The 22,188-nt window shown below is 38.6% G+C and carries 22 protein-coding genes and 1 tRNA gene; 13 read left to right on the top strand and 10 right to left on the bottom strand.

The features are described 5' to 3' along the window. Window positions 1-170 precede the first annotated feature (170 nt). The 3 genes from BK581_RS00255 to BK581_RS00245 all read right to left on the bottom strand — a co-directional run bounded on the left by BK581_RS00255 (window position 171) and on the right by BK581_RS00245 (window position 3,666). Entirely contained in the window at window positions 171-1,223 is a 1,053-nt protein-coding gene (locus BK581_RS00255; RefSeq protein ID WP_078576031.1) for an HD-GYP domain-containing protein, read from the bottom strand. A 722-nt stretch (window positions 1,224-1,945) separates the two neighbouring features. Next, a complete protein-coding gene (locus tag BK581_RS00250; protein ID WP_078576029.1) occupies window positions 1,946-3,049 on the bottom strand; it encodes a mechanosensitive ion channel family protein in 1,104 nt (367 codons plus the stop codon). 182 nt (window positions 3,050-3,231) lie between these two features. Continuing rightward, window positions 3,232-3,666, bottom strand: coding sequence for a universal stress protein (locus tag BK581_RS00245; RefSeq protein ID WP_078576028.1), 435 nt, complete (start codon window positions 3,664-3,666; stop codon window positions 3,232-3,234). Between the two features lie 109 nt (window positions 3,667-3,775). On the opposite strand from BK581_RS00245, the gene BK581_RS00240 reads away from it, so the two are divergent. From BK581_RS00240 to BK581_RS00215, 6 genes are all read left to right on the top strand, one after another. Continuing rightward, window positions 3,776-4,432 (top strand): potassium channel family protein, encoded by a 657-nt coding sequence (locus tag BK581_RS00240; protein WP_078576027.1) that lies wholly within the window; start codon window positions 3,776-3,778, stop codon window positions 4,430-4,432. A 526-nt stretch (window positions 4,433-4,958) separates the two neighbouring features. Next, window positions 4,959-5,657, top strand: a complete 699-nt coding sequence (locus tag BK581_RS00235) for an ATP-binding cassette domain-containing protein (protein ID WP_078576026.1) — start codon at window positions 4,959-4,961, stop codon at window positions 5,655-5,657. A 412-nt stretch (window positions 5,658-6,069) separates the two neighbouring features. Further along, window positions 6,070-6,510, top strand: coding sequence for an Hsp20/alpha crystallin family protein (locus BK581_RS00230; protein ID WP_078576024.1), 441 nt, complete (start codon window positions 6,070-6,072; stop codon window positions 6,508-6,510). Between the two features lie 2 nt (window positions 6,511-6,512). Beyond that, window positions 6,513-6,827: a YppG family protein gene (locus BK581_RS00225; protein WP_078576022.1), complete on the top strand. Its 315-nt coding sequence runs from the start codon at window positions 6,513-6,515 to the stop codon at window positions 6,825-6,827. A 316-nt stretch (window positions 6,828-7,143) separates the two neighbouring features. Further along, window positions 7,144-7,893 (top strand): oxygen-insensitive NADPH nitroreductase, encoded by a 750-nt coding sequence (gene nfsA / locus BK581_RS00220; RefSeq protein ID WP_078576020.1) that lies wholly within the window; start codon window positions 7,144-7,146, stop codon window positions 7,891-7,893. Between the two features lie 173 nt (window positions 7,894-8,066). Then, window positions 8,067-8,531, top strand: coding sequence for an S-ribosylhomocysteine lyase (locus BK581_RS00215; RefSeq protein WP_078576018.1), 465 nt, complete (start codon window positions 8,067-8,069; stop codon window positions 8,529-8,531). A 90-nt stretch (window positions 8,532-8,621) separates the two neighbouring features. On the opposite strand, the gene BK581_RS00210 is transcribed toward BK581_RS00215, so the two are convergent. After that, complete coding sequence (locus tag BK581_RS00210) at window positions 8,622-9,059, bottom strand: GNAT family N-acetyltransferase (protein ID WP_078576016.1); 438 nt, start codon at window positions 9,057-9,059, stop codon at window positions 8,622-8,624. 608 nt (window positions 9,060-9,667) lie between these two features. Here BK581_RS00210 and BK581_RS00205 point away from each other — a divergent pair. After that, complete coding sequence (locus tag BK581_RS00205; protein WP_078576014.1) at window positions 9,668-10,228, top strand: phosphatidylglycerophosphatase A family protein; 561 nt, start codon at window positions 9,668-9,670, stop codon at window positions 10,226-10,228. A gap of 136 nt (window positions 10,229-10,364) precedes the next feature. Beyond that, entirely contained in the window at window positions 10,365-10,544 is a 180-nt protein-coding gene (locus BK581_RS00200) for a hypothetical protein (protein ID WP_078576013.1), read from the top strand. A 256-nt stretch (window positions 10,545-10,800) separates the two neighbouring features. Here the strand turns inward: BK581_RS00200 and BK581_RS00195 are convergent, their stop codons facing one another. From BK581_RS00195 to BK581_RS00185, 3 genes are all read right to left on the bottom strand, one after another. Next, on the bottom strand, window positions 10,801-11,649 hold the full coding sequence (locus BK581_RS00195) for an SDR family oxidoreductase (RefSeq protein ID WP_078576011.1): 849 nt from the start codon (window positions 11,647-11,649) through the stop codon (window positions 10,801-10,803). Continuing rightward, window positions 11,646-12,725 (bottom strand): mannonate dehydratase, encoded by a 1,080-nt coding sequence (uxuA, locus tag BK581_RS00190; RefSeq protein ID WP_078576009.1) that lies wholly within the window; start codon window positions 12,723-12,725, stop codon window positions 11,646-11,648. Before uxuA ends, BK581_RS00195 begins: the two co-directional genes overlap by 4 nt. Window positions 12,726-12,843: 118 nt before the next feature. Beyond that, window positions 12,844-13,524: a GntR family transcriptional regulator gene (locus tag BK581_RS00185; protein WP_078576007.1), complete on the bottom strand. Its 681-nt coding sequence runs from the start codon at window positions 13,522-13,524 to the stop codon at window positions 12,844-12,846. A gap of 658 nt (window positions 13,525-14,182) precedes the next feature. Between BK581_RS00185 and BK581_RS00180 the strand changes: the two genes are divergently transcribed. From BK581_RS00180 to BK581_RS00160, 5 genes are all read left to right on the top strand, one after another. Next, a tRNA-Val gene (locus BK581_RS00180) sits at window positions 14,183-14,258 on the top strand. A gap of 771 nt (window positions 14,259-15,029) precedes the next feature. Then, window positions 15,030-15,416 (top strand): T7SS effector LXG polymorphic toxin, encoded by a 387-nt coding sequence (locus BK581_RS00175; protein WP_078576005.1) that lies wholly within the window; start codon window positions 15,030-15,032, stop codon window positions 15,414-15,416. A 47-nt stretch (window positions 15,417-15,463) separates the two neighbouring features. Beyond that, window positions 15,464-16,504, top strand: a complete 1,041-nt coding sequence (locus tag BK581_RS00170) for an HNH/endonuclease VII fold putative polymorphic toxin (RefSeq protein WP_078576003.1) — start codon at window positions 15,464-15,466, stop codon at window positions 16,502-16,504. Between the two features lie 24 nt (window positions 16,505-16,528). After that, a complete protein-coding gene (locus BK581_RS00165) occupies window positions 16,529-16,921 on the top strand; it encodes an Imm50 family immunity protein (protein WP_078576001.1) in 393 nt (130 codons plus the stop codon). Window positions 16,922-17,685: 764 nt separating this feature from the next. Beyond that, complete coding sequence (locus tag BK581_RS00160; RefSeq protein WP_078575999.1) at window positions 17,686-18,225, top strand: CueP family metal-binding protein; 540 nt, start codon at window positions 17,686-17,688, stop codon at window positions 18,223-18,225. 140 nt (window positions 18,226-18,365) lie between these two features. On the opposite strand, the gene BK581_RS00155 is transcribed toward BK581_RS00160, so the two are convergent. Genes BK581_RS00155 through BK581_RS00145 form a run of 3 tightly spaced genes read right to left on the bottom strand, consistent with a single transcriptional unit; the run spans window position 18,366 to window position 22,181 of the window. Then, window positions 18,366-19,490: a GerAB/ArcD/ProY family transporter gene (locus tag BK581_RS00155; RefSeq protein ID WP_078575997.1), complete on the bottom strand. Its 1,125-nt coding sequence runs from the start codon at window positions 19,488-19,490 to the stop codon at window positions 18,366-18,368. A gap of 22 nt (window positions 19,491-19,512) precedes the next feature. Beyond that, window positions 19,513-20,703: a Ger(x)C family spore germination protein gene (locus tag BK581_RS00150; protein ID WP_078575995.1), complete on the bottom strand. Its 1,191-nt coding sequence runs from the start codon at window positions 20,701-20,703 to the stop codon at window positions 19,513-19,515. Then, complete coding sequence (locus BK581_RS00145) at window positions 20,703-22,181, bottom strand: spore germination protein (RefSeq protein ID WP_078575993.1); 1,479 nt, start codon at window positions 22,179-22,181, stop codon at window positions 20,703-20,705. The genes BK581_RS00150 and BK581_RS00145 overlap by 1 nt, the downstream gene beginning before the upstream one ends. Window positions 22,182-22,188 lie beyond the last annotated feature (7 nt).

The raw sequence follows: 22,188 nt of genomic DNA, 5'->3' as shown, positions 1-22,188 counted from the left end.
TTACTAAATAAAGCAACAAGTTTTGAGAAGATATGCACCTCATAAATATAGCCTCTCTCAATTTTAAATGACGCTTTCAGACCCATCAATACTAACTTACTCCACTATAGTGAACGCCATGATAATAGGCTTTATGATGTCACACAGATAACATCGTGTGAAAATGTCCTTTATGAGTAGACTTTCGTTATAAAAGTCGTCGTTTCTTTTGCCAAATCAACTTCATCAAATGTAAAATGGTCCCCTTCCTTTTGGAAAGTTCTCACTTTAGGACGTTGTGGCAAACCTTTATGCTGTTCGGTCACAATACCAATCGCTCCGTTACTTAATTTCACCTGTGTGCCAGTAGGGAAAAACGCAACACAACGTAAAAATTTTACAACGACTTTATGATCGTAGCGAGATTCTGTTAAACTCATTATTCTCTCACAGGCTTCATGAGGGAATAACCCGCCATTTTTTTTAACATTTGAAATGAGATGATCATAGTCATTAACCACAGCCACAATTTTAGCTAAAAAGTGAATGTCACCCGCAATCATACCTCTTGGCTCACCGCTACCATCCACATTTTCATGATGTGTCAAAGCAATGTGAGCTGAAAGTGTGCTCACTTCTTGTGATTTTCTTAAAACATTAAATCCTTTCCATGCGTGATGGTTCATAAGTTCTTCTTCATTCTCATACCCTGTAGGGATATCAGTCGCCTTTACTTCTCCTACAAGTTTTCCAATATCATGAAGTAGCGCACCTACAGCCAGTTCTTGAATACGTATTCTATTGAGACCTAACTGGACACCTATTATGCACGACATCATACATACATTAACAGAATGGACAAATAAGGCGTTGTCTTCCGTTCTTATTTCCGTTAAATGAATAAGTATATCAGAATTGGCCATCACGTCATTAAGGATCTCCTCTACTGACTCACTAATAGCCTTTCCGTCAATCGGCCTATCCTCTTGAATATACTGTATGGATTGCGCTAATGCAGTCATGGCTTTTCGTTTTGTCTCTTCAGATATTGGCTCTTCCACTTCTAGATCAGGAAATCTATCATCTTTCACAAATATAGTATTAACGCCCATATGTCTTAACTTAGATATAAGTCCTACAGTCAAGGTAATCCCTTCACTTAATAATATTCTTCCATCACTCGAAAAAATGTGTTTCCCCAGCTTTTCCCCTTGTTCAACCTTGTCGATAGCTACGTATCTCATGCTGCTCCCTCATTTCAATTTCATATAATAAAAAGTAGGTTTAAATCGCAATCACAACCACGTCGTTGTCCCTCTTATATTGAGCATCCGTTACTATTTTTTAACTTATATTTAAAGTGGGGCAATGTAGGGGATTGGAACTATATCTTTATCTGTGTAAGGTACAATCGCTTTAAAGATAGGGGGTTCATACTCTATATTTATAAATTCTACACGATGTACTAAAAACGGCTATAGTCATTTATTCAAAAAAACTAGGCTATAAGTCACCCTTTAATAGTCCTCTTTCTCGTTTGTAGTCTCCTTGATAGTGAGAATAAATCAAGATATATCCTTAAACTACTAGAAAAAACTGAGCCAAAAGCTCTGCCCTCTCTTCTAACGACGAACCATCATCTATGTGAACATTCTAACCCGACTTTCGGGCATACACGTCGTTTCCCGTGAGCATCTCCTAATCTAACAATCAGCCGGGTAACCCCCTTTAAGCTTCTTAAAACGGTACACCAAAAGGGTATCTTCTAATAAAGAAGTTAAAAAAGTTAACGCTGACAAACGAAACCACAAACGGAGAGATCCTTATGTTTAAACATTAAACGATGTCTCCCAAAATTGAATGCAACACTTCAAAAAATGTTAGTACAGAGCTGATGCCAAAAACATAGAAGGCTGAACTAAAAAGGTTCCAACCATCATTAATATGATGTGGAACCTTTTAATTATTATTTAGCTTCGTTATCCCGCACGTCCATGGCCTGTTCTATTTCCATCTCATCAGCCTGCTTTTCCATATAGATACTTCTGCTCGGAAAGGCAATTGTCACCTCTTCCTCGTTTAAAATATCTAATACTTTCAAATTCACCTCCTGTTTTATCTCCATATAATCCAGCCATGCTGTAGGAACTGTAAAGAAATAAAGCATAATATCTAAACTACTGTCATTAAATTCATTAAATTTTACGATAAGAATTTCCTTATCAATGTCCTCTCTGCTACGCAAATAGGATTCTAATCGCTCAACACATCGTTCTAACTTCTCTTTAGGTGTCGAGTACATGACACCTAAATTAAATGAAATTTGTCTTTTGCGCATTTTAGCCCAGTTTTCAATAGGTTCATTAGCTAACGTCGAATTAGGAACAACGACAACAGAGTCAGCGAATGTCCTGATTTTTGTACTTCGGAATGTAATATCTTCCACCACACCTTCAACAGATGGGGTTTTAACCCAATCACCAAGTGTAAACGGCTTTTCAGTAATGATAACCACACCGCCGAAAAAGTTACCGATAGAGTCTTGTGCTGCTAATGCAAATGCTAGCCCACCTAAGCCTAGACCTGCCACAAAACCACTGACATTGTACCCCCACTCATCTGCAATAATACTTAACGTCATGGCGACAATGGCAAAACGCACTAATTTCGACAAAAAGGGGAGTAAAATATCATCCACTTCAACATTTAATTTTTCACCAATCTTAGTAAAAACTTCTGAACTACTGGCAGATAAATTAAAGAGTCCCCAAGATAAATGCACAATAATTAAAGTGCGTATAAGTTGTAAAAAGATTTGATTATAATCTGCTGGAAATGGTAAGTACCTTAAAGCTGCATAAAGACCGATAAAGACAAACAACAGCCTAATTGGTTTTTCAAAGGCTAGTAAAATATTCGTCATTAGATCGGTAGGTGCTTTTCGAGATAATGATAAAATCAATTTAAACACATACGTTGTCATCACTTTTCTCAAGAGTAATATCACAAGAAAAATACATGCCGCTATCGCTGCCTTTTCCCACGTCACATTGGCTATCAACTCATTCATTGTCGCCGTCTCCTTTACTCGCTTCCGTCATGTTTCCTATCCATTAATGTCATTAATCATTGAGCGGTTATTCAAAACACTACGTCTAAAATAGTAAATAAAAACTCTCTTAAAATAAAAGAGAGTTGGTCAGTTTTTTTATTATACCAAAAAGCAGTATGATGTCATGAGACTATAGTCATTTACACATGTTTATAAGTATGATCTGGAACTACAGTGACAGGACAAGGGGCCAAATGCAGCACCCCATAACTAACACTACCCAATATAGCACTGATAACGGGACCATTTCCCCTGGAGCCCATCACGATACTAATAGCCTCTTTTTCCTTAGCTTCTTTAGCAATTTCAATAGTAGGGACCCCAATTCTTACTTTTGTTTCATAAGGCACTTTATCCGCTACAAACGCGATTGCTTCTTGTAATTGATCATGTCCCTCTTTCATTAAACTATCTATTTCTGATTGTGTATCCGTATTTTCAAAAGAAAGGGTTGATTCTTTCTCGCGTTGCACGTTTAATAGGAGTAGAGAAGCTTCATAATGGTTTGCCATAGATATTGCATAGTCCAGTGCCTTTAATGAATGGGATGACCCGTCGATAGGTACAATAATCATTGTGATCCCTTCTTCCTTTTAGAATGATAGCTACTATCCTAATATTAACTTGAAAAAAATCATGTGTAAATGTTATACTTTGACATTATTACACGCAAAGAGGGATTATATGAAAAAACAGTTTGCCATCATTGGACTCGGTCGATTCGGCTCAAGTATTTGTAGAGAACTTTATCATATGGGACATGAAGTTCTAGCCATTGATAAAGATGAGAAAAAGATTGAGCACATAGCGGATTTTGCTACTCACACCTTACTTGCAGATGGAACAGATGAAGCCGCATTAGCAAAAATAGGCATACGTAACTTTAATAATGTTATTGTAGCCATTGCTGAGGATATTCAAGCAAGTATTCTTTGCACTTTACATTTAAAAGATATGGGAATTCCAAAAGTGTGGGTCAAAGCTCAAAATCACTATCATCATAAAGTGTTAGAAAAAATCGGGGCCGATAAAATTTTTCACCCTGAACATGATATGGGAAATCGGATTGCACAATTTTTAACTTCCGAAAAAGTCATTGACTATATAGATTTGTCAGCTGACTACAGTATTGTAGAAATTCTCGGCACGCCAAAAATTAGTGGAAAAACACTGATTGAACTCGATGTTCGCGCTCGCTTCGGATGTACGATTCTCGCTATTAAACAAAATGGAAAAGTCAATATAACACCTGAACCAGATATTCCCCTTAACGCTGGTGATGTCTTTATTATCATTGGCAGCAAACAAGATTTACGTCGATTTCAAGAGGAAGCTCTGTAACAAAAGTAGTTAGCATGTCAGCCACAAAGGCATGTCTAATAAGCCTGTTAATAAAAGCACATGAGGAGCTAGAGATCCTAGCTCTTTTTCTATACAATCTTTATTGCTAAAAACAATTTCTGTATGTCGCTCCTTCATTTAGGGAGAGGCCTAAATGTCGTTTTTACCTCGTGTATTTATATTGAACCTTCAATCAGTGGCGTTTTCCCTCCGAGTTTAGTTGAGTCAGGACATTCCCCCCGTTAGCTGCCGCCTATATAGATATCTCGTCTATTTTGAGCAGGGAAGTTTACGGACGTTTAGCTGTGATAAACGTTCTAACGCTTTTATCCCCATTAAAAACATGTACGCCTCTCTTTGAAATAGAAAAGGGAGTATTCATAGATTGTATAACAAAATTGTCAATCTTTTCTCATGTTAGCGGTTTCTTTCAAGGTGTATTCATGGTTTAATATGGAGAGAAGGTATTTCTATATTATGCCAGTCCGATCGTGGTGGCAAAAATATACTTTGGGGGTGCTGAACAATGAATGCCGTGGAATTAACGAACGTTTTAAAGCGTTTTTCAAATGGGCACGGATCTGATATGACGATCCTATTTGAAAATATGGATTTCTCTGTTCGTAAAGGAGAGCTTGTTGTTGTTTCAGGAAATCAAGGATCCGGCAAGTCTACACTGCTACAGATGATAGCAGCAATGACTCCTGCCAATAAAGGCACAGTTCATGTCTTTGGTGAAGATCTACTCTCAGTTCATAAACGGACAGAATGGCGTTTAAATACTATCGGTTTTATTAACGCTGACAGCTGCCTTATTCCCTATTTATCAGCACGACAAAACTTGCTCATTGGCTTTAAAAAAGAAGATACTGGCTATGAAGCTAAACGAGCTCAAGCTACAGCCATATTAAGTGAACTCGGCTTTTCAGAAGAAACGATGGATGAATCAATCGAAGCACTCGATGATAAACAGCAGTTATTAGCTACTATCGGACGAATTTTTATGACACAGCCTAAGCTTATACTAGCAGATGAACCTGCTAAAGCACTCACGGGGGAAGAAAGTGAGGAACTACTCACGAGGCTCATACATTTCTCTCGGCAACACGGGTTAACTGTCATCATTGCCACTAATGACTCATCAATCATAAAAAAAGCCGATCGCCATGTTGTTGTAGAAAATCATCGTCTCGTAGAGTACCCAATTGAGAGAACCTGTATATAAGCCCGCATAAGCGGGCTTTTTTACTTTCTCAAAGCTGTACAGAGCTATTTTGACAATCCCGCCTTCAGCCGCCGCTGTTAATAATAGCCAATACCGTCATAATACTGTAAGTGATAATAATACTCCCTGCCCCGATTAACAACATGATAATAATTATTTTTTTGACCTTTTCCACATTTATCAACACCTTTAGATAATGATTGCTTCTATTATGTCAAGAGCACACGTAAAAAGAAAGTATCAAATATACTATCCCATTATCAACTGTTTAGATTTCATTTGTAACTTAGATGAGATCGCTTGCCCTCCTCTTATATTAGCCCTTCTTTTATTCACTAAGGCAAATGCCCACTCACCCATTTACGTCACAACATATATTGATACTGGATGAACGGTCAAAGAGGTGAAGAAAATGAGTGATAGAAAAAAGCGTGAAATTCAACCAATTCATGAAAAGCCTTTCGGAGACATTTTACATTCAATGGACCATTTTTTTACCCAGGCTATACAACATTTCCACACACCGAGAGCGATACCTGTGCACCAATATGAAACAGCTGACGAGTACATTATTGAAGCTGAATTACCAGGTATTAAAAAGAAGCAAATCAATCTCGATATTTTCCAAAACTATATTAAAATCAGTGTGGAAGACGAAGCTTTTACCGAAAAAAAAGATGACACACAAAAAATCACTGAGCAATCATTACGTTATCAGCGAGCTGATCGTCTTGTAACGCTTCCGTTTGCAGTCAATCAATCAGACGTAAAAGCGAGTTTGTCCCAAGGACTATTAGTTATCCGAATTCCAAACAGACGCAAACGTATTCCAATTGATACGAAGGAGGTGTAAGGATGTTCTTTTCTCATCCACCCCAGCAACACCCTTATCACCATCAACATCCCTATCATCATCCCTATCCTCCGCCTCACCAAGGACCTTATCAATGGTCTCAACCTCCTTCTCACGGTTTCACTGCTGCGCCTAACCAACAGCAGCAAGGAGGTCAGCAAAACCCAGGGGCAAAACTTATGAGCGCTTTTCAAACTAGTGACGGGAAATTTGATTTCCAAAAAGCCATGACAACGATGGATCAAGTCGTAAAAACAGCTAACCAAGTTAGCCCTCTCGTTAAACAAGTTGGCAGCTTCTTTACAACAAAAACGTAACAGAGATTTTAATACTCTCTGTTACGTTTTTTCATTCACTTCCTAACTCGGAAGACTCTGCAAATGTCTTTTGACCTATCAAATGATTGCGTTATGGTTCATTGCTATTGTAAGTCACAACTACTACTTTCCCTCTCACTATGACATCTTATAATGCACTTCGCACCTCACCTCTTTGAGGGTTGAGAAAGACCTATTAGGCAAGAAACACCCTCTGCCTCACGATCTTTTTAGCTACTTAAAATATCCAACCGCTTCTTCTTTCTTGACAATATGATACACTGGCACTAATCGTGATTAATAAGGAGATGACCATATGAATGACACCCTAAAAACATTGCTTAACCACCGTTCAATTAGAAAATTTAAAGATGAACCACTCTCTCAGGAACACATTACATCGATTATAAAATCTGCCCAGATGGCTTCAACCTCTAGTTTTATACAAGCTTATACAATTATTGGGGTTACAGATAAAGCGATTAAATCCCAATTAGCACACCTGTCAGGCCCTCAGCCTTACGTTGAACAAAACGGTCATTTTTTTGTGTTCTGTGCAGACCTTTATCGTCACACCATTGCAGGAACAATGGAAAAGACAGCTGTCACGACGTCCTTAGAGTCGACAGAAAAATTTATGGTAGCCGTCATTGATGCCTCACTCGCTGCACAAAACGCTACTATCGCTGCCGAATCCATGGGCTATGGTATTTGTTATATTGGCGGCTTACGAAATGATATGAAAAAAGTTTCAGAATTACTCTCTCTACCTGATTATGTCATACCATTATTCGGGCTTGCAGTCGGTATTCCTGATACACAAACAGATCAAAAGCCAAGGCTTCCAATGGAGAGTATTTATTATGAAAATACGTATCCTAAGGACACAGATACTATTTATTCGGGGCTAGAAAGCTACAATGATACTATTACAAATTATTATGAGTCACGGACACAAGGGGAACGAAAAGACAGATGGACTGAGCAAATTTCACGTATGCTGAGCAAACCAAAACGAACAGACATGAAAGATGTGGTACAACAAAAAGGTTTTTTACGAGACTAATATTTCTAAAAAACATGACAGACCTCAACAAGCACACTAACCATGTCCTAGCCTGAAAGATGTTTTACCTCGATTAAACGCCAAAAAAGCTAAACCACGAGAAAAAATCGTCTGAAACTGTTAAAATGAATCTAATAACCAACAACAGTTTAGTTTATAAGGAGGATATTATCATGACACAAAAGATGAATGTTGAAAGTTTTAACTTAGACCATACAAAAGTAAAAGCACCTTATATTCGCTTAGCAGGTACTACAAAAGGGGCTGCAGGAGATGTCATCTATAAGTACGACCTTAGATTTTGTCAGCCTAACAAAGATCATATGGATATGCCTGGCCTTCATTCTTTGGAGCATATGATGGCAGAGTTCAGTCGAAACCACCATCCACAAATCGTCGATATTAGTCCAATGGGGTGTCAAACAGGCTTCTATTTATCTATTATTAACGATGATAGCTATGAGACGGTTCTTCAACTTGTAGAAAAGACGCTAAACGATGTGTTAACTGCAACAGAAGTACCTGCTTGCAACGAGGTTCAGTGTGGCTGGGCTGCCTCACATTCCCTTGAGGGAGCCAAGGATATTGCCCGTGAAATGCTGTCTCATAAAGCGGAATGGAAAGACATTTTCAACTAACTTATTAGACTTTTCATCTTATCGGAGGAACAAAAACGGTCTCGCTTAATAAAGAAGCTGACCGTTTTTTCTTATCTATGAACTGTTATCCTATAATTCTTTTTCCATCCTAACATGAAGGATTCCTGCCTCATAAAATGTATTTGAGTCAGTTTGATAACCCGCCTTCTTATAAAAATCTTCAGCATGTATTTGGGCATTAAGTGATAATTTAGTAACGCCTTTTTGCTTAGCTACGTCTTCCATCTTTTCCATTAACAATGCACCAACTCCGTGCTTACGATAATCTTGTAACACGCAGACACGTTCAACTTTTGCTACATCCTCTAACATACGAAAACGCCCTGCTCCAACAGGCACGTTGTGGACATAAACAATAAAATGAACTGCATCTATTTCTTTGTCGTCTATTTCAATTGACTCAGGTACTCCTTGCTCATTTACGAACACTTCTCGTCTCACTCGGTACACATCTTCAAGTTGTTGTTCCGTTTTTGCTACGAATACTTCTGTTTGTTTTTCCCCCATGCCAATCATCATCCCTTAACAAAATATCTTATCACAGTAGTTGGTGTTGTGAGCTAATTGATGTCATAAATCATGATCACATTTAAAATAAATCTACTTAGACACTTTTAAAAATGAGGCTGTCTTCTTCTAACGAACACAGCCATTTATTCGCAAGAAAATAGGTCATTTTATTTTAGAAGTATGACAGACTAAAGAGATCATTGCAACAAACTGGCCCCGGGACATAGATAGAATAACAACGAGGATCTGAAAGGGTCATTACTAATGACTATCTTGATTTTTTTTGTTACTGATCTAAAATCTATTATAAAACGAACCTTCAATCGGTGGCGTTTTCGTTCTTCTTCCTTAATTGGTATCTGAATGAATCAGGACATTAGGGGCCGTGATCTCCCGTATATATAGATGTCGCTCTCTTCTCTAATTTGAGCTGGGAGTTTTATGGACACTTATCTGTGATATAACAAACCTTAATGAACACTTTTTTAAACAGAGCATGAAGTAAAATATGTCAACTCCGTTTAAAGAGCATGATATTAACATGTCACCTCGGGAAATATGGTAAACTATTAGCAAAGAGCTAACAAGAATAGGAGTGTCAGCAGATGTCCAAGAAACAACCCGTTCATTGCCACGTCGTTGAATCCGCAGCAAGAACATTATTAAAAGAACGTGGCGTAGAACTAGAAGCCATTGCACAAATCGTTTTTGATATGCAAAGTGAATATAATGAATCATTATCTATGAAAGAATGTTTAGAAAGTGTGGATGCTGTTCTAGAAAAACGAGAAATTCAACATGCCATACTTGTAGGCATAGAATTAGATAAATTAGCTGAACAAAAGAAATTAGCTGAACCGCTTCAATCTATTGTTGAAACAGATGAGGGTTTATTTGGAGTAGACGAAACAATTGCGATCGGTTCCGTGTTTGGCTATGGTAGTATTGCCGTTACCACCTTCGGATATCTTGATAAGCAAAAAGTTGGTATCATCAAGCACCTTGATTCAAAGCCAGGTGATCGTGTCCACACGTTCCTCGATGACTTAGTTTGTAGCATTGCAGCCAATGCTTCAAGCCGGCTTGCTCATCGAATACGCGATAGGGAAGAAGACTTACGAGAGGAAGAAATTAAGCATCGTGATGAAGAAGAACGCATTGGCTAGCCCTTCATAAGTCATGCATTAACTTGTTTTTTTGCCGGTTGCTTAGTCAACCGGCTTAAAATAAGCTCTCTTCTTGATTCCTCTTCATAACGATGGTAGGCTATTTTACAATGAATCTTTTGCAGGAGATGGAAAAATGTCACAAAAACCGAGATGGATTTATTGGAAACAAATTTTCCCTTCAAAATTTCAAGCTAGTTGTCTGAAGGCAAAAATAGAGGACAATTGGGTGAATGGCTACGAAGTGGGACCTTTAGTTGAAATTCGCAAACTTAAAGATGATCGCTATATCGTTCGTTATACGTATGATGAATAAATCACTAAGCACAGTGTGGTTTATATAGCCAATGTCGCCCCTATCTATATTTGAATGGTTGGCGTATCAGAGATATAAACATTCTTTCTTAACGACTCTCGTGTAAGCTTTTATGGTACTATCTCATATAATGATTATGTTCACATCTCGTAAAAAACGCTTGTTAATCACTTTTTATCTTTGCCCCCCCTATAACATCTATTAAACGTTTTATAATTAAATAGACCACCTACCGCTCTCTTGTCTCTCTAATGTCTTACACCCCTGAATAAGCCATAAAGCCTCCATCCACAGGTACTGAAATGCCCGTTACAAATCGTGATAAATTTTCGTCTGCCAGCCATAGAACTGTTCCTAACAAATCTTCTGCTGAACCAAACCGTTTCATTGGTGTATGGTGTATGACTTTTTCTGCTCGTGGTGTTAAAGTGCTATCTTCATTCATGAGTAATGTCTTATTTTGCTCTGTCAAGAAAAAACCTGGTGCAATAGCGTTCACACGAATACCTACTGAGGCTAGATGTACAGACAACCATTGGGTAAAGTTAAAAACAGCGGCTTTTGCTCCTCCATAAGCAGGCACTTTTGTCATTGGTACTGAGGCTGCCATTGAAGATATATTGATGACAACGGCTCCCTCTCGATCCACCATTTTTTTTGTGAAAATTTGACTTGGAATAACTGTCCCCATAATATTCAAATGAAACACGTCATTAAAACCATCCACGGTTAGGTCAAAAAAAGACGTTACTGCTGGATCATCAAAATCGGACAGCTCAAATGTCTCTTTTGTTGTAGAAGCGTCTGGATGATTGCCACCAGCCCCGTTAATTAAAATATCACAATGACCGAATGTGTTTGACACGATTTTTTCTGCATTTTGAACACTTTTAACATCCACGACATCACATGTAATGGCAATAGCCGTACCGCCAGATTCCCTAATACCAGCTGCAACTTCCTCTCCCTTTTTACCTGTTCTGTTCAAGATTGCCACCTTCACTCCATGGCGAGCCAATTCTCTGGCAATAGCACTACAAAGGACACCACCACCACCTGTAATAACTGCAACCTTACCTGCTAAATTTTTATTAATAGTAATCATGATAGATGCTCCTTTTCTCTTAATCTATTTAAGCTATCCCATATTCCCCATAAATACATGATTCCTAGTCCTCTATCATATAATCCATACCCGGGTCTGCCGCTTTCTCCCCATATATGTCTGCCGTGATCGGGGCGTACATAACCTGTAAAGCCTATATCATGGTAAGCTTTTACGACCTCATAAATATCGATGGAGCCATCTTGACTCCTGTGAGAGGTTTCTATGAAATCACCATTTTCAAATACTTTTACGTTTCGAATATGTGCAAAGGGAATACGGCCAGCAAACTCCCTTATCATTGCGGGAACATCATTAGAAGGATTTATCCCTAAAGAGCCACTACATAAGGTCACCCCATTATAGTCACTTTTCACAAGATTTAATAATTGTCTTATATTTTTTTGCGAGGTTACAATGCGCGGTAAGCCAAATATCGGCCAAGGAGGATCATCAGGATGTATCGCCATTTTTATATCATTTTCTGCTGCTACAGGGATGATTTCTTCAAGAAAGAAGTGAAGGTTTTCCCATAGGTCATCTTCTGTGATCCCTTCGTAAGCACGAAAAACATCTGATAAATAATCAAGCCTTTCCAGTTCCCATCCTGGAAGACTAAAATGTGCTTGTTGAGAAACCATTGTTATAAGTTCACTTGGTTTTATGTTATTTATAATAGCTTTTTCATAAAACATAGCTGTAGAACCATCCGGCAAGTGCTTAAACAAATCTGTTCTCGTCCAATCAAACACAGGCATAAAATTATAGCAAATGACTTTAACACCTAATTTACCAAGATTTTCAATCGTTCTTTTATAGTGATCGATAAACGTTTTTCTACAGGTTAAACCTAATTTAATATCCTCATGTACATTAACGCTTTCTACAACGTCCACTGTAAATCCATGTCTCTCAACGACCTTTTTCACTTCTAATAATGTATCTAATGGCCAAACCTCACCTACTGGTATATCATGCAAGGCCCATACGACGCCTTCAACACCGGGAATGTGTTTAATATGTGCTAATGAAATAGGATCATTCTTAGGACCAAACCACCGAAACATCATCTTCATATGCCTCACCTCATTTCATAAACTGTTAACAGTGCAAACTCTATATCTCATCTTTCTCCAAACAACATGACTTAGGCCTATTTAAAAATATTTATTCTTAAGACCTTTACGTGTTATATCATTCTTTGAAATAAGCAGGATATTGATGCTTTAAATCAACTTGATCAATTAAAGCAAGTCGAAGATGCTCTACCACAATTTCTTCAACCCTTTCTTTATCCTTTCGCTTAATCGCTTCATACATAAGGACATGTTGATTAACGATTAAATCCCAACTGGTACTCTTAAATAGACTCAGCATTCTTAACCGATCAAGGTGTGAGTTCATTCTCTTAATCATTAACCATGTTCTCTCCTTACCGCACGCATTAAAAATCGTTTGATGAAAATCATCATCAAGTTTGAATAATTCCTCCATATGATCATGATTCTTTGCAAGCTCTTGCATTTTCAATAGGGCCTCTAATTTATAAAAGTCGTGTTTTGTCAAACAATCACATGCTAATTTAAGCACCTCTTTCTCCAAATGTTCTCGGATAAAACGTCCTTCCTCTACATACGCCACGTTGATAAGTGAGACATATGTTCCTTTTTGAGGGTAAATATCCAAGAGCTCATCCTTTGATAGTTGAACAAAGGCTTCTCGAATCGGTGTTCTACTCGAACTCAACCTTTCCATGTATTCCTTCTCAGAGATGCAAGTTCCTGGCTTTAGGTTTAAGCTTAATATTTCTTTTTTAATGGTATGGTAAATATAATCCCTTGCTGTTTTAAACGTTGGTTGTATTTGATCAGTCATTGATACTCCCTCTTTACTCATTAAATTTTAGAACAATTTCTAGCTGAAACGTGTCATTTTCCATCTATTGACTAGCTTTTTATCATATAATGACTTTCTATAACGCGAACTTCACTCAGGGTAATTTATGTTCTTCTCCCACTGAGTGGTAAGTGAGTGAATCAGAATTTTAGCGTCCGTTATCTTCTCCTCTCTACTTTGATCCGGCAGTTTTTCAGACAGTTACCTGTAATAAAAGTTATCTATGCAAAAATTTATTTAGGTTTTTAGTATGTATTGAACAGGACTTTATAGTTAGCAAGTATATGAATCTTTCGCTTACTATTCAATGTAAAGGTTGTCACAAACATCCCTCCTTTGAATATTCTTCAATCTAACCATACTAATATATTAGTATGGTTAGCAAGGAGACGTCAATGTTTTTTAGAAAGCGCTTTCTATAATTCCGTTATTAGTCTGCAACATCACAGTACTTTTAATTGTTATAATAACTTTTTTGACTAGCATATTTCCCACATAATTTATCATGCTTCCTCCTTATATTCACATCCCCTTTAACGACAACATTTAAAGATTTCTTCTTAATCCAATAAAATTTTTGTAAACCTATTGACTCTGGCTTATTTTTCTTATATATTAATATTTGTCGTCACATTTAGTTCCGTTAGCTCAGTTGGGAGAGCGCCACCTTGACAGGGTGGAGGTCACTGGTTCGAGCCCAGTACGGGACACCATAATCGATAATAAACCGCGTCCTATTGCGAAATAGGGCGCTTTTTTAATGCCTTGACTTAGTCGGTGATTTAACGGACTGGTCATGCAGGGTGGCGGTAAGCGCAATACTGCAAACGGTGACTTAAAGTTCTTTTATTCGATGGCTGACCGAAAGGAGACACGCAAAAAATGACAGCATCTAAACGCAGAGGGAGAGCTTAGCGGGCTTAACGTAATAGCCGACCTCCACCACGTTAAAACGGGCAAGCGGCGTAATTATTTGGTTATCCATCCGCAAATTATATAATTGAACAATGACACGTTCCCCTGCGGATTTACTTGCCCGAATATGCACAGAATTTAACGTGGAGATCGGTGAATTACTACACTTGGTGGCTGTAGAAAAAACTGACGAGGACTCAAAGAGATAATATTTTAGCAACGAAAGACCTCGCGACTATCCTTTATAAGCGTTAAAAAATACGAAAAGAAACGAGGGATCACGAATGAGTATTAAATCTAGCTTATATAAGCTTTTGCGCATTTCTAACGATATCAATGCAGTTAAACGAGGTACTATCGGCAAGCGCGTCGCCCGTCGAGCCACCGGAAAAATAACCGGCCGGGCCATTCGAAAGTTGTTTAAATGAGTGCGACAAGACCTAAGACTTCTTTATTTCCGCGATCTACTTTAAATAAAAATCTATCTTTTTCCTTATTTAACCTGTGCCCCCTTTCCATTATTATGTAGAGAAGACTACATATTTTAATAGAAAGCGAGCGTCTATTCTATGACTACGAAACAATTAGATGTAGATAAGGTTCATGAAGCGATTGATATCACCATTCAGGCGCTACACGAGAAAGAAGATCAACTGCGCGAGATGGAAATCGCACTTACTAATTTTGTGAACTTAGAAGCTGAATTTAGAGGTCAAGGCGGACAAGCTATTCGCGATTTTTATGCCACGTGCCACATCCCTTTTGTTCAATTATTAAGACTGTTCTCAGAAGATTACGAACACATCCTCCAGCAGATCAAACAATCTTTAGACTTTGTGGAACCAGCACCAGGCGGATTTATCGATCAAGCGTTTATAGAAAACGACGTCCAAGACGGGCTTGATCGGGTCAGTCAAACGGCCATGTCATTAACAGATTCGGCAAATGATCGCTAAGAAGCATTCAAGATATTATCTCTATCCCTCTTATTGATGATAGCGATGTGCAACAGGCCATTCATGTGGCCAAAAAGGAAGCCAATTCCGTTGTTGACAAAGTGTTGCAATTCGACCACACGGGTACCGTCTCGTTACAGTCTATCAAGGACAACTTGAAGACATTAGGTAAGTACGTGATGGAAATGCATGAAGCCATGGGTGGCGGACATCTCAGCGTTAAAGATTTTTCAGTCGACCAACTCCATTACTTACCCACGCACAGTAAACTGACTGAGGTGTTACAAGAGCGCTCAACAGAGATTAAATCAACCGCTGATCCACGGGAGGAAGAACTGGCGATCCTCGAAGCTGAACGAGCAGCCATTGAAGCCGAGGAAGCTCGCTTAGCTGAACAGCAAGCCTTGGAAGAAGTAGAAGAGGACAAATCGTGGTGGTCGAAAACAGTCTCGGCTGTGGCTGACACGGTGGAAAAAGCAGTCGATACGGTTGGCAATGCGGCATCAAGTGCGTATAATTATGTCACAGAGAACCCCGCGGCCAGTCTTTCAGCCGTCGTTGATTTCGTGCCTGTCGTCGGTAATCTAAAAGCCGGTATCGAAGCTGCCACAGGATACGACCCTCTTACAGGCAGGCGCTTAGAACCGTGGGAGCGTGCGGTGTCTGGTGGCGCTATTCTAGGCGGTGCGGCAGTTAAAGGGGCTTCAAAAGTCGCCAAGTTTGCGAAGAATGCAGATAATGTTGGGGATGTTGCTAAAGGTACTAGTAATCTCCCTAGTAGAAAAGGAGCATTTAATAAAGCGAAAAGAGACACTAATATCCCAAGAAGTCAACAACCTCAAAAAGTTGAAAAAGTACCGATGCGTAATGCAGATTATGAAGGTGGGCATGTAATAAAAGATAGCAAAGGGAATGTTATAATGACTCGAGAATATCATTATACAAACAATCGTGGGGAAAAAATAATTGTTCAAGATCATAGTGCAGGACACCAAAAAGGCGGACAAGGACCTCATTTTAACGTGAGACCTGCTGATAAGCCTCGTACTGGAAAAGTAGAAAATACAAAAGACCATTATCCTTTTTAAATAAAATAGGTGGTGTATAATAATATGTGGTATAACTTTTTAGAAAGAAGCAAGTTTATTTCAAATCTATACAATGACGTTCCTGATCTTAATAATGTTCGTATAGCAGCCATTAAAATTACTGATGAAGGCAGGAGAGTTTCAATACATTTTAATATGCCAAAATTTGTTGATAATCCTCCTTCAAAATGGACTAATTCCGGGTACAACACTGTTTTTATAGAGTTGGATTTTTTTGATATAAAAGATTTAAGTGTAAGTTATTGCAAAGAAAATTTGAGAGGGAGTATTGACATACAAGAGAACGTAGAGAGTGGTTTAAAAGTATCTATTTCTGGTTCGGTTAATGTGACATTTTTAGCTGATATTGGTATGATACAATCAGTAAGCGGTTATATTGATACCTCTGAGGAGTAATTTAATGGTAAAATACTCCTTCTTGCTTGAATTCTTTCTGACGACCTGCCAAATACCGTGTCTTTAACTAACGGCCAAACTGTTTTGGGAAAAGAATATCATAAGTAAGTGTTATTTTAATCCAACGAAGGCCCGCCGGGAATTGGCGGGCTTAATACGTTTCCACCTCGTCTAGTAATTCGTTTAGTCGATGTAAAGCGCGGCGGAACTTCGTCCGGTGTGAGTCTTCGCTATCTAAGACGGGATCATCGCGGACGCCTTTATAGCTTGCAGGATTGCGGTGCTATACGCTATAATTAGATAGAAATAGGACGAGCGTAGGACTCACCGTTTGATTTATCGCTACTCTTACTGGACTGACTTAACTCCTGACTTATCGGACAATTACCGATACTTGACAGGGTGGAGGTCACTGGTTCGAGCCCAGTACGGGACACCATAAAAAAACGCTAAACTCCTTGGTTTACAAGGGGTTTTTATTTTTGTGCTAGATCAACAAAAACATCACTATCCCATTTTGGTGTCCAACGAGAAAAAAATTAGTGAGGTGAACAGAAAAAAATCCTATCCGGCAACATGTTCCATGGATATATCGATGTTATCGCCTTTATGCCATGCATAACCGCTTTGTTAATCTCACTAAACAATTTCTCCGTTCTTCATAGTATCTTCACAAATAAATGTCACACTAACGTTTAAGCATGCTAAAATACAAGTGGCTATTCCATCAATGGTGTTTCAAAAATAACTAAGGAGGAATAATTATGAAATTAAAATTAATAACAGCCTTCGGTTTGGCTGCTATCATATCAGTGGTATATTTAGTTATTTCGAGCACTGGTGATAATCGTGCTGTAGAAGAAGAGAATGAACAAGCTATAAAAGAGATGGTACATGAGTACAGCACAACGAATGTGGAAGACGAAACAGCCTCAATAACACCTACTGAATTGATCGTTACGGATAGTGACGACCGAGAAGTGACATATGACTTAGTTGGTGACGACTTTTTTGTATCTATTGCCCCTTACGTTAAGGAAACACATCCTTGCACTTACCATAACCTTACAGGGTGCCAAGGAGAGATGATAGAGGAAGAGTTTGACATCTACATTGAGAACACAAAAGGTGAGGTCATAGTTGATGAGTCTTTAACGTCACTTGCTAATGGTTTTATTGATTTGTGGCTTCCACGAGAAGAAACCTATTATATAACGATTGAGCACAACGGAAAAACCGTTCATTCTGAATTTTCTACGTTTGAAGATGATGCTACATGTATTACAACCATGCAATTACTTTAATAATCACTTAGTTATGGTTAACGAGCTGTTCCAAAATGTCAGTGCTTTTGGGGACAGCTCGTCTTTTTTATTATGTAGACATTTTCATTCAGAGAATAGCTAAGATATCTTGCTTATTCAATAGTTCTAGGCAATCGACCTTAAGACGCCTTTTTCTTAGCTCCTTTTTTCTCAAAAGCTGAGCGAATCCAACTGCCTACTATCAACAAAAGTGGAATATAAAGCTGAAAAACGAGATGCAGATAATAGGGAACAACTTCTAATCCAATATACAAATGTTCGATAAAATTTTCTGCAATGTAAAAAGAAGCTACTAACGGTACAATTGCCAAAAAACCTTGCATGAATACATTTTTCTTCAGTTTCAGAACATGATTAAATGCCACATTAGCTGCGTATACAAAGAGAGATATTTTATAAAACCCTCCAATAACTAAAAATAAAATACCGATAGGATCGAGCCGCTGAATAATGTCAGCTATATTGATTTTTTTTATGGCATCGAGAAGTGGAAACGCGAGATCCCCCATCACTTCTGGTGCATTTATCGCCACAACGAGTGCTGATAGTAACGCTAATGTCAGCCCACTAACGACGATAGCACTTAAACCAGTCATGATTATTTTTTTTGTTTTATACTCTTTAAAAAATGGAAAAAACATCGTAAAAGCGATCAATTCCCCAAATGGAAATGTGGTAGCAACAGGAAAAGCGTTCGTTAACACACGTCCCCATCCCTCTTCTAACACTGGTTCAAGGCGAGAAAAGTCTGGTAGCTGATCGATGAGCGCAAACACAATAACGAGTCCACCTAGTCCAAACAAAAATATAATCGCTAATTGCCCAGTTCTTGCGATCACTTCGATGCCGAGGGAACAGGCATAAATCACCACGATTATAATGGCAACGGCAATGATATAATTAGGGGTTTTAATCATTAATTCAATAATAATTAAGTCTGTAAAATCTCTCGTTACCCGAGCTGCTATATACAAAAAGTAACCTATATATCCTATTGATACGAGCTTACCAATTATTTTCCCAAAAACATCTTCTAAGATCGATGTTAACGCTTTGCCTGGATGCTTTGAAAAAATGTAGCCATACAGTAAGAAAAACACGCTACCAAACACCATTCCTGTTAGGATGGTCAGCCAGGCATCTTGCTGTGAGTTCATTTCTAGACCGACTACTACGGCACTCCCGAGCATAAACAAAACCATGAGCAAGAATATTTGATAATTCGTTATCTTTTCTTTATTCATTAAGACCACTCATTCCACTGCGTTAATTAATAGGCTTATATCTATTTCCTGTATACTCTATAGACATCTCCACATTCACCGATGTATTCAATTCGGCAAACTCGTCCCCCCACTTATCCTTTAATTGCTTCCACAATTGGGGATCTTCTTTCCTTACAAGCTCACCAAACCCGAACACGTCCGTCTGATGCTTCTGTGCTTCTGCTAGAGAATCGACCACTAGTTCTTTTATTCTGTCTCTTCCCACCTCATTGGCTTTTTCTATCTCTTTCGGGTCACTTAAGTCAATATCTCCTTTCACTTCAACGATGTTCCCGTCCCCTGTGATGGTAATATCTATTGTTATCTCCCCTTTATCAACAGTGACCTCTAACTCACTATCAGCATCAAGTATTTCAATTGAAATCAAAGACTCGTCTACAGGAATAACACCGAGCGTTGTCTCGATGTTACCTACAATGTAATTAAAGCCCTTACTTTGGTCCTCCGTCATCCAATAACATAATTTATCCTCTTTAAATACCCCAATCGTCAGGAAATTTATGAGGGCATCTGGTTGAATTTTCGTCACATTTTCTGGTAATTTACCTTCCTGCTCGTCCCCTATTATTTCAACACCTGCTAATACAGGTTCTTTTCCTATAAGCTCCATATCAATAATGAGTTCATCTAAAAATGTGGCAACAGTTGGAGCCCATAACACTTCTGATAATTCTAAAGTGGCAAATAAACTATTAGCAGGTATTTTCTCTAGTCGGGTAAAAAGAGTCAAAATATCTTTCGCTCTAGTATTACGAGCGACTGCAATGTAAAAATCGGTTCTCATCTCATCATGACGAGATAAAAGATCAATAAAACTAGCGAGCCCTTCCTCCTTCGCCATGTCTTCACTAATGACAATGAAACGCAAATGAAAGAAATAAAACTGTTTCGGTGTTCGAGTGGCTAACCGTCTTAACGCTTCTGAAACAGAGGCACCAGACTCTGTAAATGTGACTGCGGCTGCTCGTTCAGATGTTTCTTGCTCGCCAATTTCTGACGCATTAATGACTTGGGTGGTGACAAGATAATCCCCATTATCTGCTTTGTCTATGGCGATACCGAAAACAATCCCTAAATCACCTAATTCATTTGCATCCCAGCAGCCAGATAAAAAAGGAGCTAGTATGACTAAAATCACGAGAGTTAACTGCTGTAAACTTACTCGTAACATTATGAACCACCTTCCATTGCCTGCTGCTGCTTTTGCTGTCCTTGCTGTGAACTGCCCTTCCTTTTCATTCTAAGCTTAGCTAAGGTAGGCAGCTGTAAATATGGCACACTATACGAGCGCAAGCTACATAGATGAAGGGTTAAAAGAATCAGACCTAAAATAACGCCATATAACCCTAAAAAAGAGGCGATAATCATAAAGAGGAACCTCAATAGTCTAGCCGCAATTCCCATGCTGTATGAGGGGCTAACAAAACTACTTATAGCGGTAAGTGCCACCACAATTACCATCGCTCCTGATACGAAGCCCGCTTCAACAGCAGCTTGACCAATGACAAGAGCGCCCACGATTGAAATCGCTGACCCGATAGCTCGGGGCATTCTTACTCCCGCTTCTCTCAATATTTCAAAGGTAAGTTCCATCGCTAGTGCTTCTACAATTGTGGGAAAAGGGGTGCCTTCCCGTTGAGCAGCTAAACTAAATAAAAGTGGGGTTGGCAGCATCTCTTGATGAAATGTCGTAATAGCAATAAACACCGATGGAACTAACAATGCTAGTGTAAATGCAATGTAACGGATAAGTCGTGTGAAAGTGGCAATATCTGAGCGTTGATAGTCATCTTCCATGGATCGAAAAAAATGATCAAACAGTGCTGGAACGAGTAGCGCAAAAGGCGTCCCATCAACGAGAATGGCAATACGGCCTTTTAACACACCAGCGGCAATATTGTCAGGTCGTTCACTATTGTAAACAGTTGGAAAAGGTGTATAAGGCTCATCCTGAATGATCTTTTCGATGTGCCCACTTTCTAAAATAGATTCTTCGTTAATATTTTCAATTCTCTTCACAATTTCAGACAATACTTTTTCGTCACAAAGTCCATCAATAGACATGATAGCAATTTTCGTTTTTGTTCTACTTCCTACTTGATGATATTTAACCGTTAAATCCGAATCTTTTATCTTTCTTCTCACGAGAGCTAAATTAGATTTGAGACTTTCACTAAACGCTTCTTTCGGGCCTCTCACCACGGTTTGTGTACCAGCTTCTTCAACACCGCGCTCTTCCCATTTTTTCGAAGCAATTAATGAACATTCATCTAATCCTTCTAACAAAAAAACTGTATCACCAGATAATAAGGCCGTCACGATGGTTTCAATCTCTTTTTCATACGCATATTCTGTCATGTGAAGAATAGTCTCATGAAGCGCTCTAAATATATGATCGAGCGTGCCATAATCATATAGAACATTTGATCCTGCTCTCATAATCGGTTCAATGACAGCCGTTTGTACTAAATGGTCGTTTGTTAGACCATCTGTGTAGATAAGTGCCCCTTTTAATGTTGGAGAGCCAACACTGACAGTTCTCACAATGATATCCTCGCTATGACCTGTTCCCCAACGAATTAAGTTAATGTTTTCTGACAAATCAAATGTGAGCTTCTTAGTCGGAGGTTTTTCATGTTGATTTGGCATAGCATTC

The sequence above is a fragment of the Salipaludibacillus agaradhaerens genome, from assembly GCF_002019735.1.
GTDB classification, from domain to species: Bacteria; Bacillota; Bacilli; order Bacillales; family Salisediminibacteriaceae; genus Salipaludibacillus; species Salipaludibacillus agaradhaerens.
The sequence above is the reverse complement of the archived record's forward strand: the minus strand, read 5'-3'. Positions and strand labels throughout refer to the sequence as shown.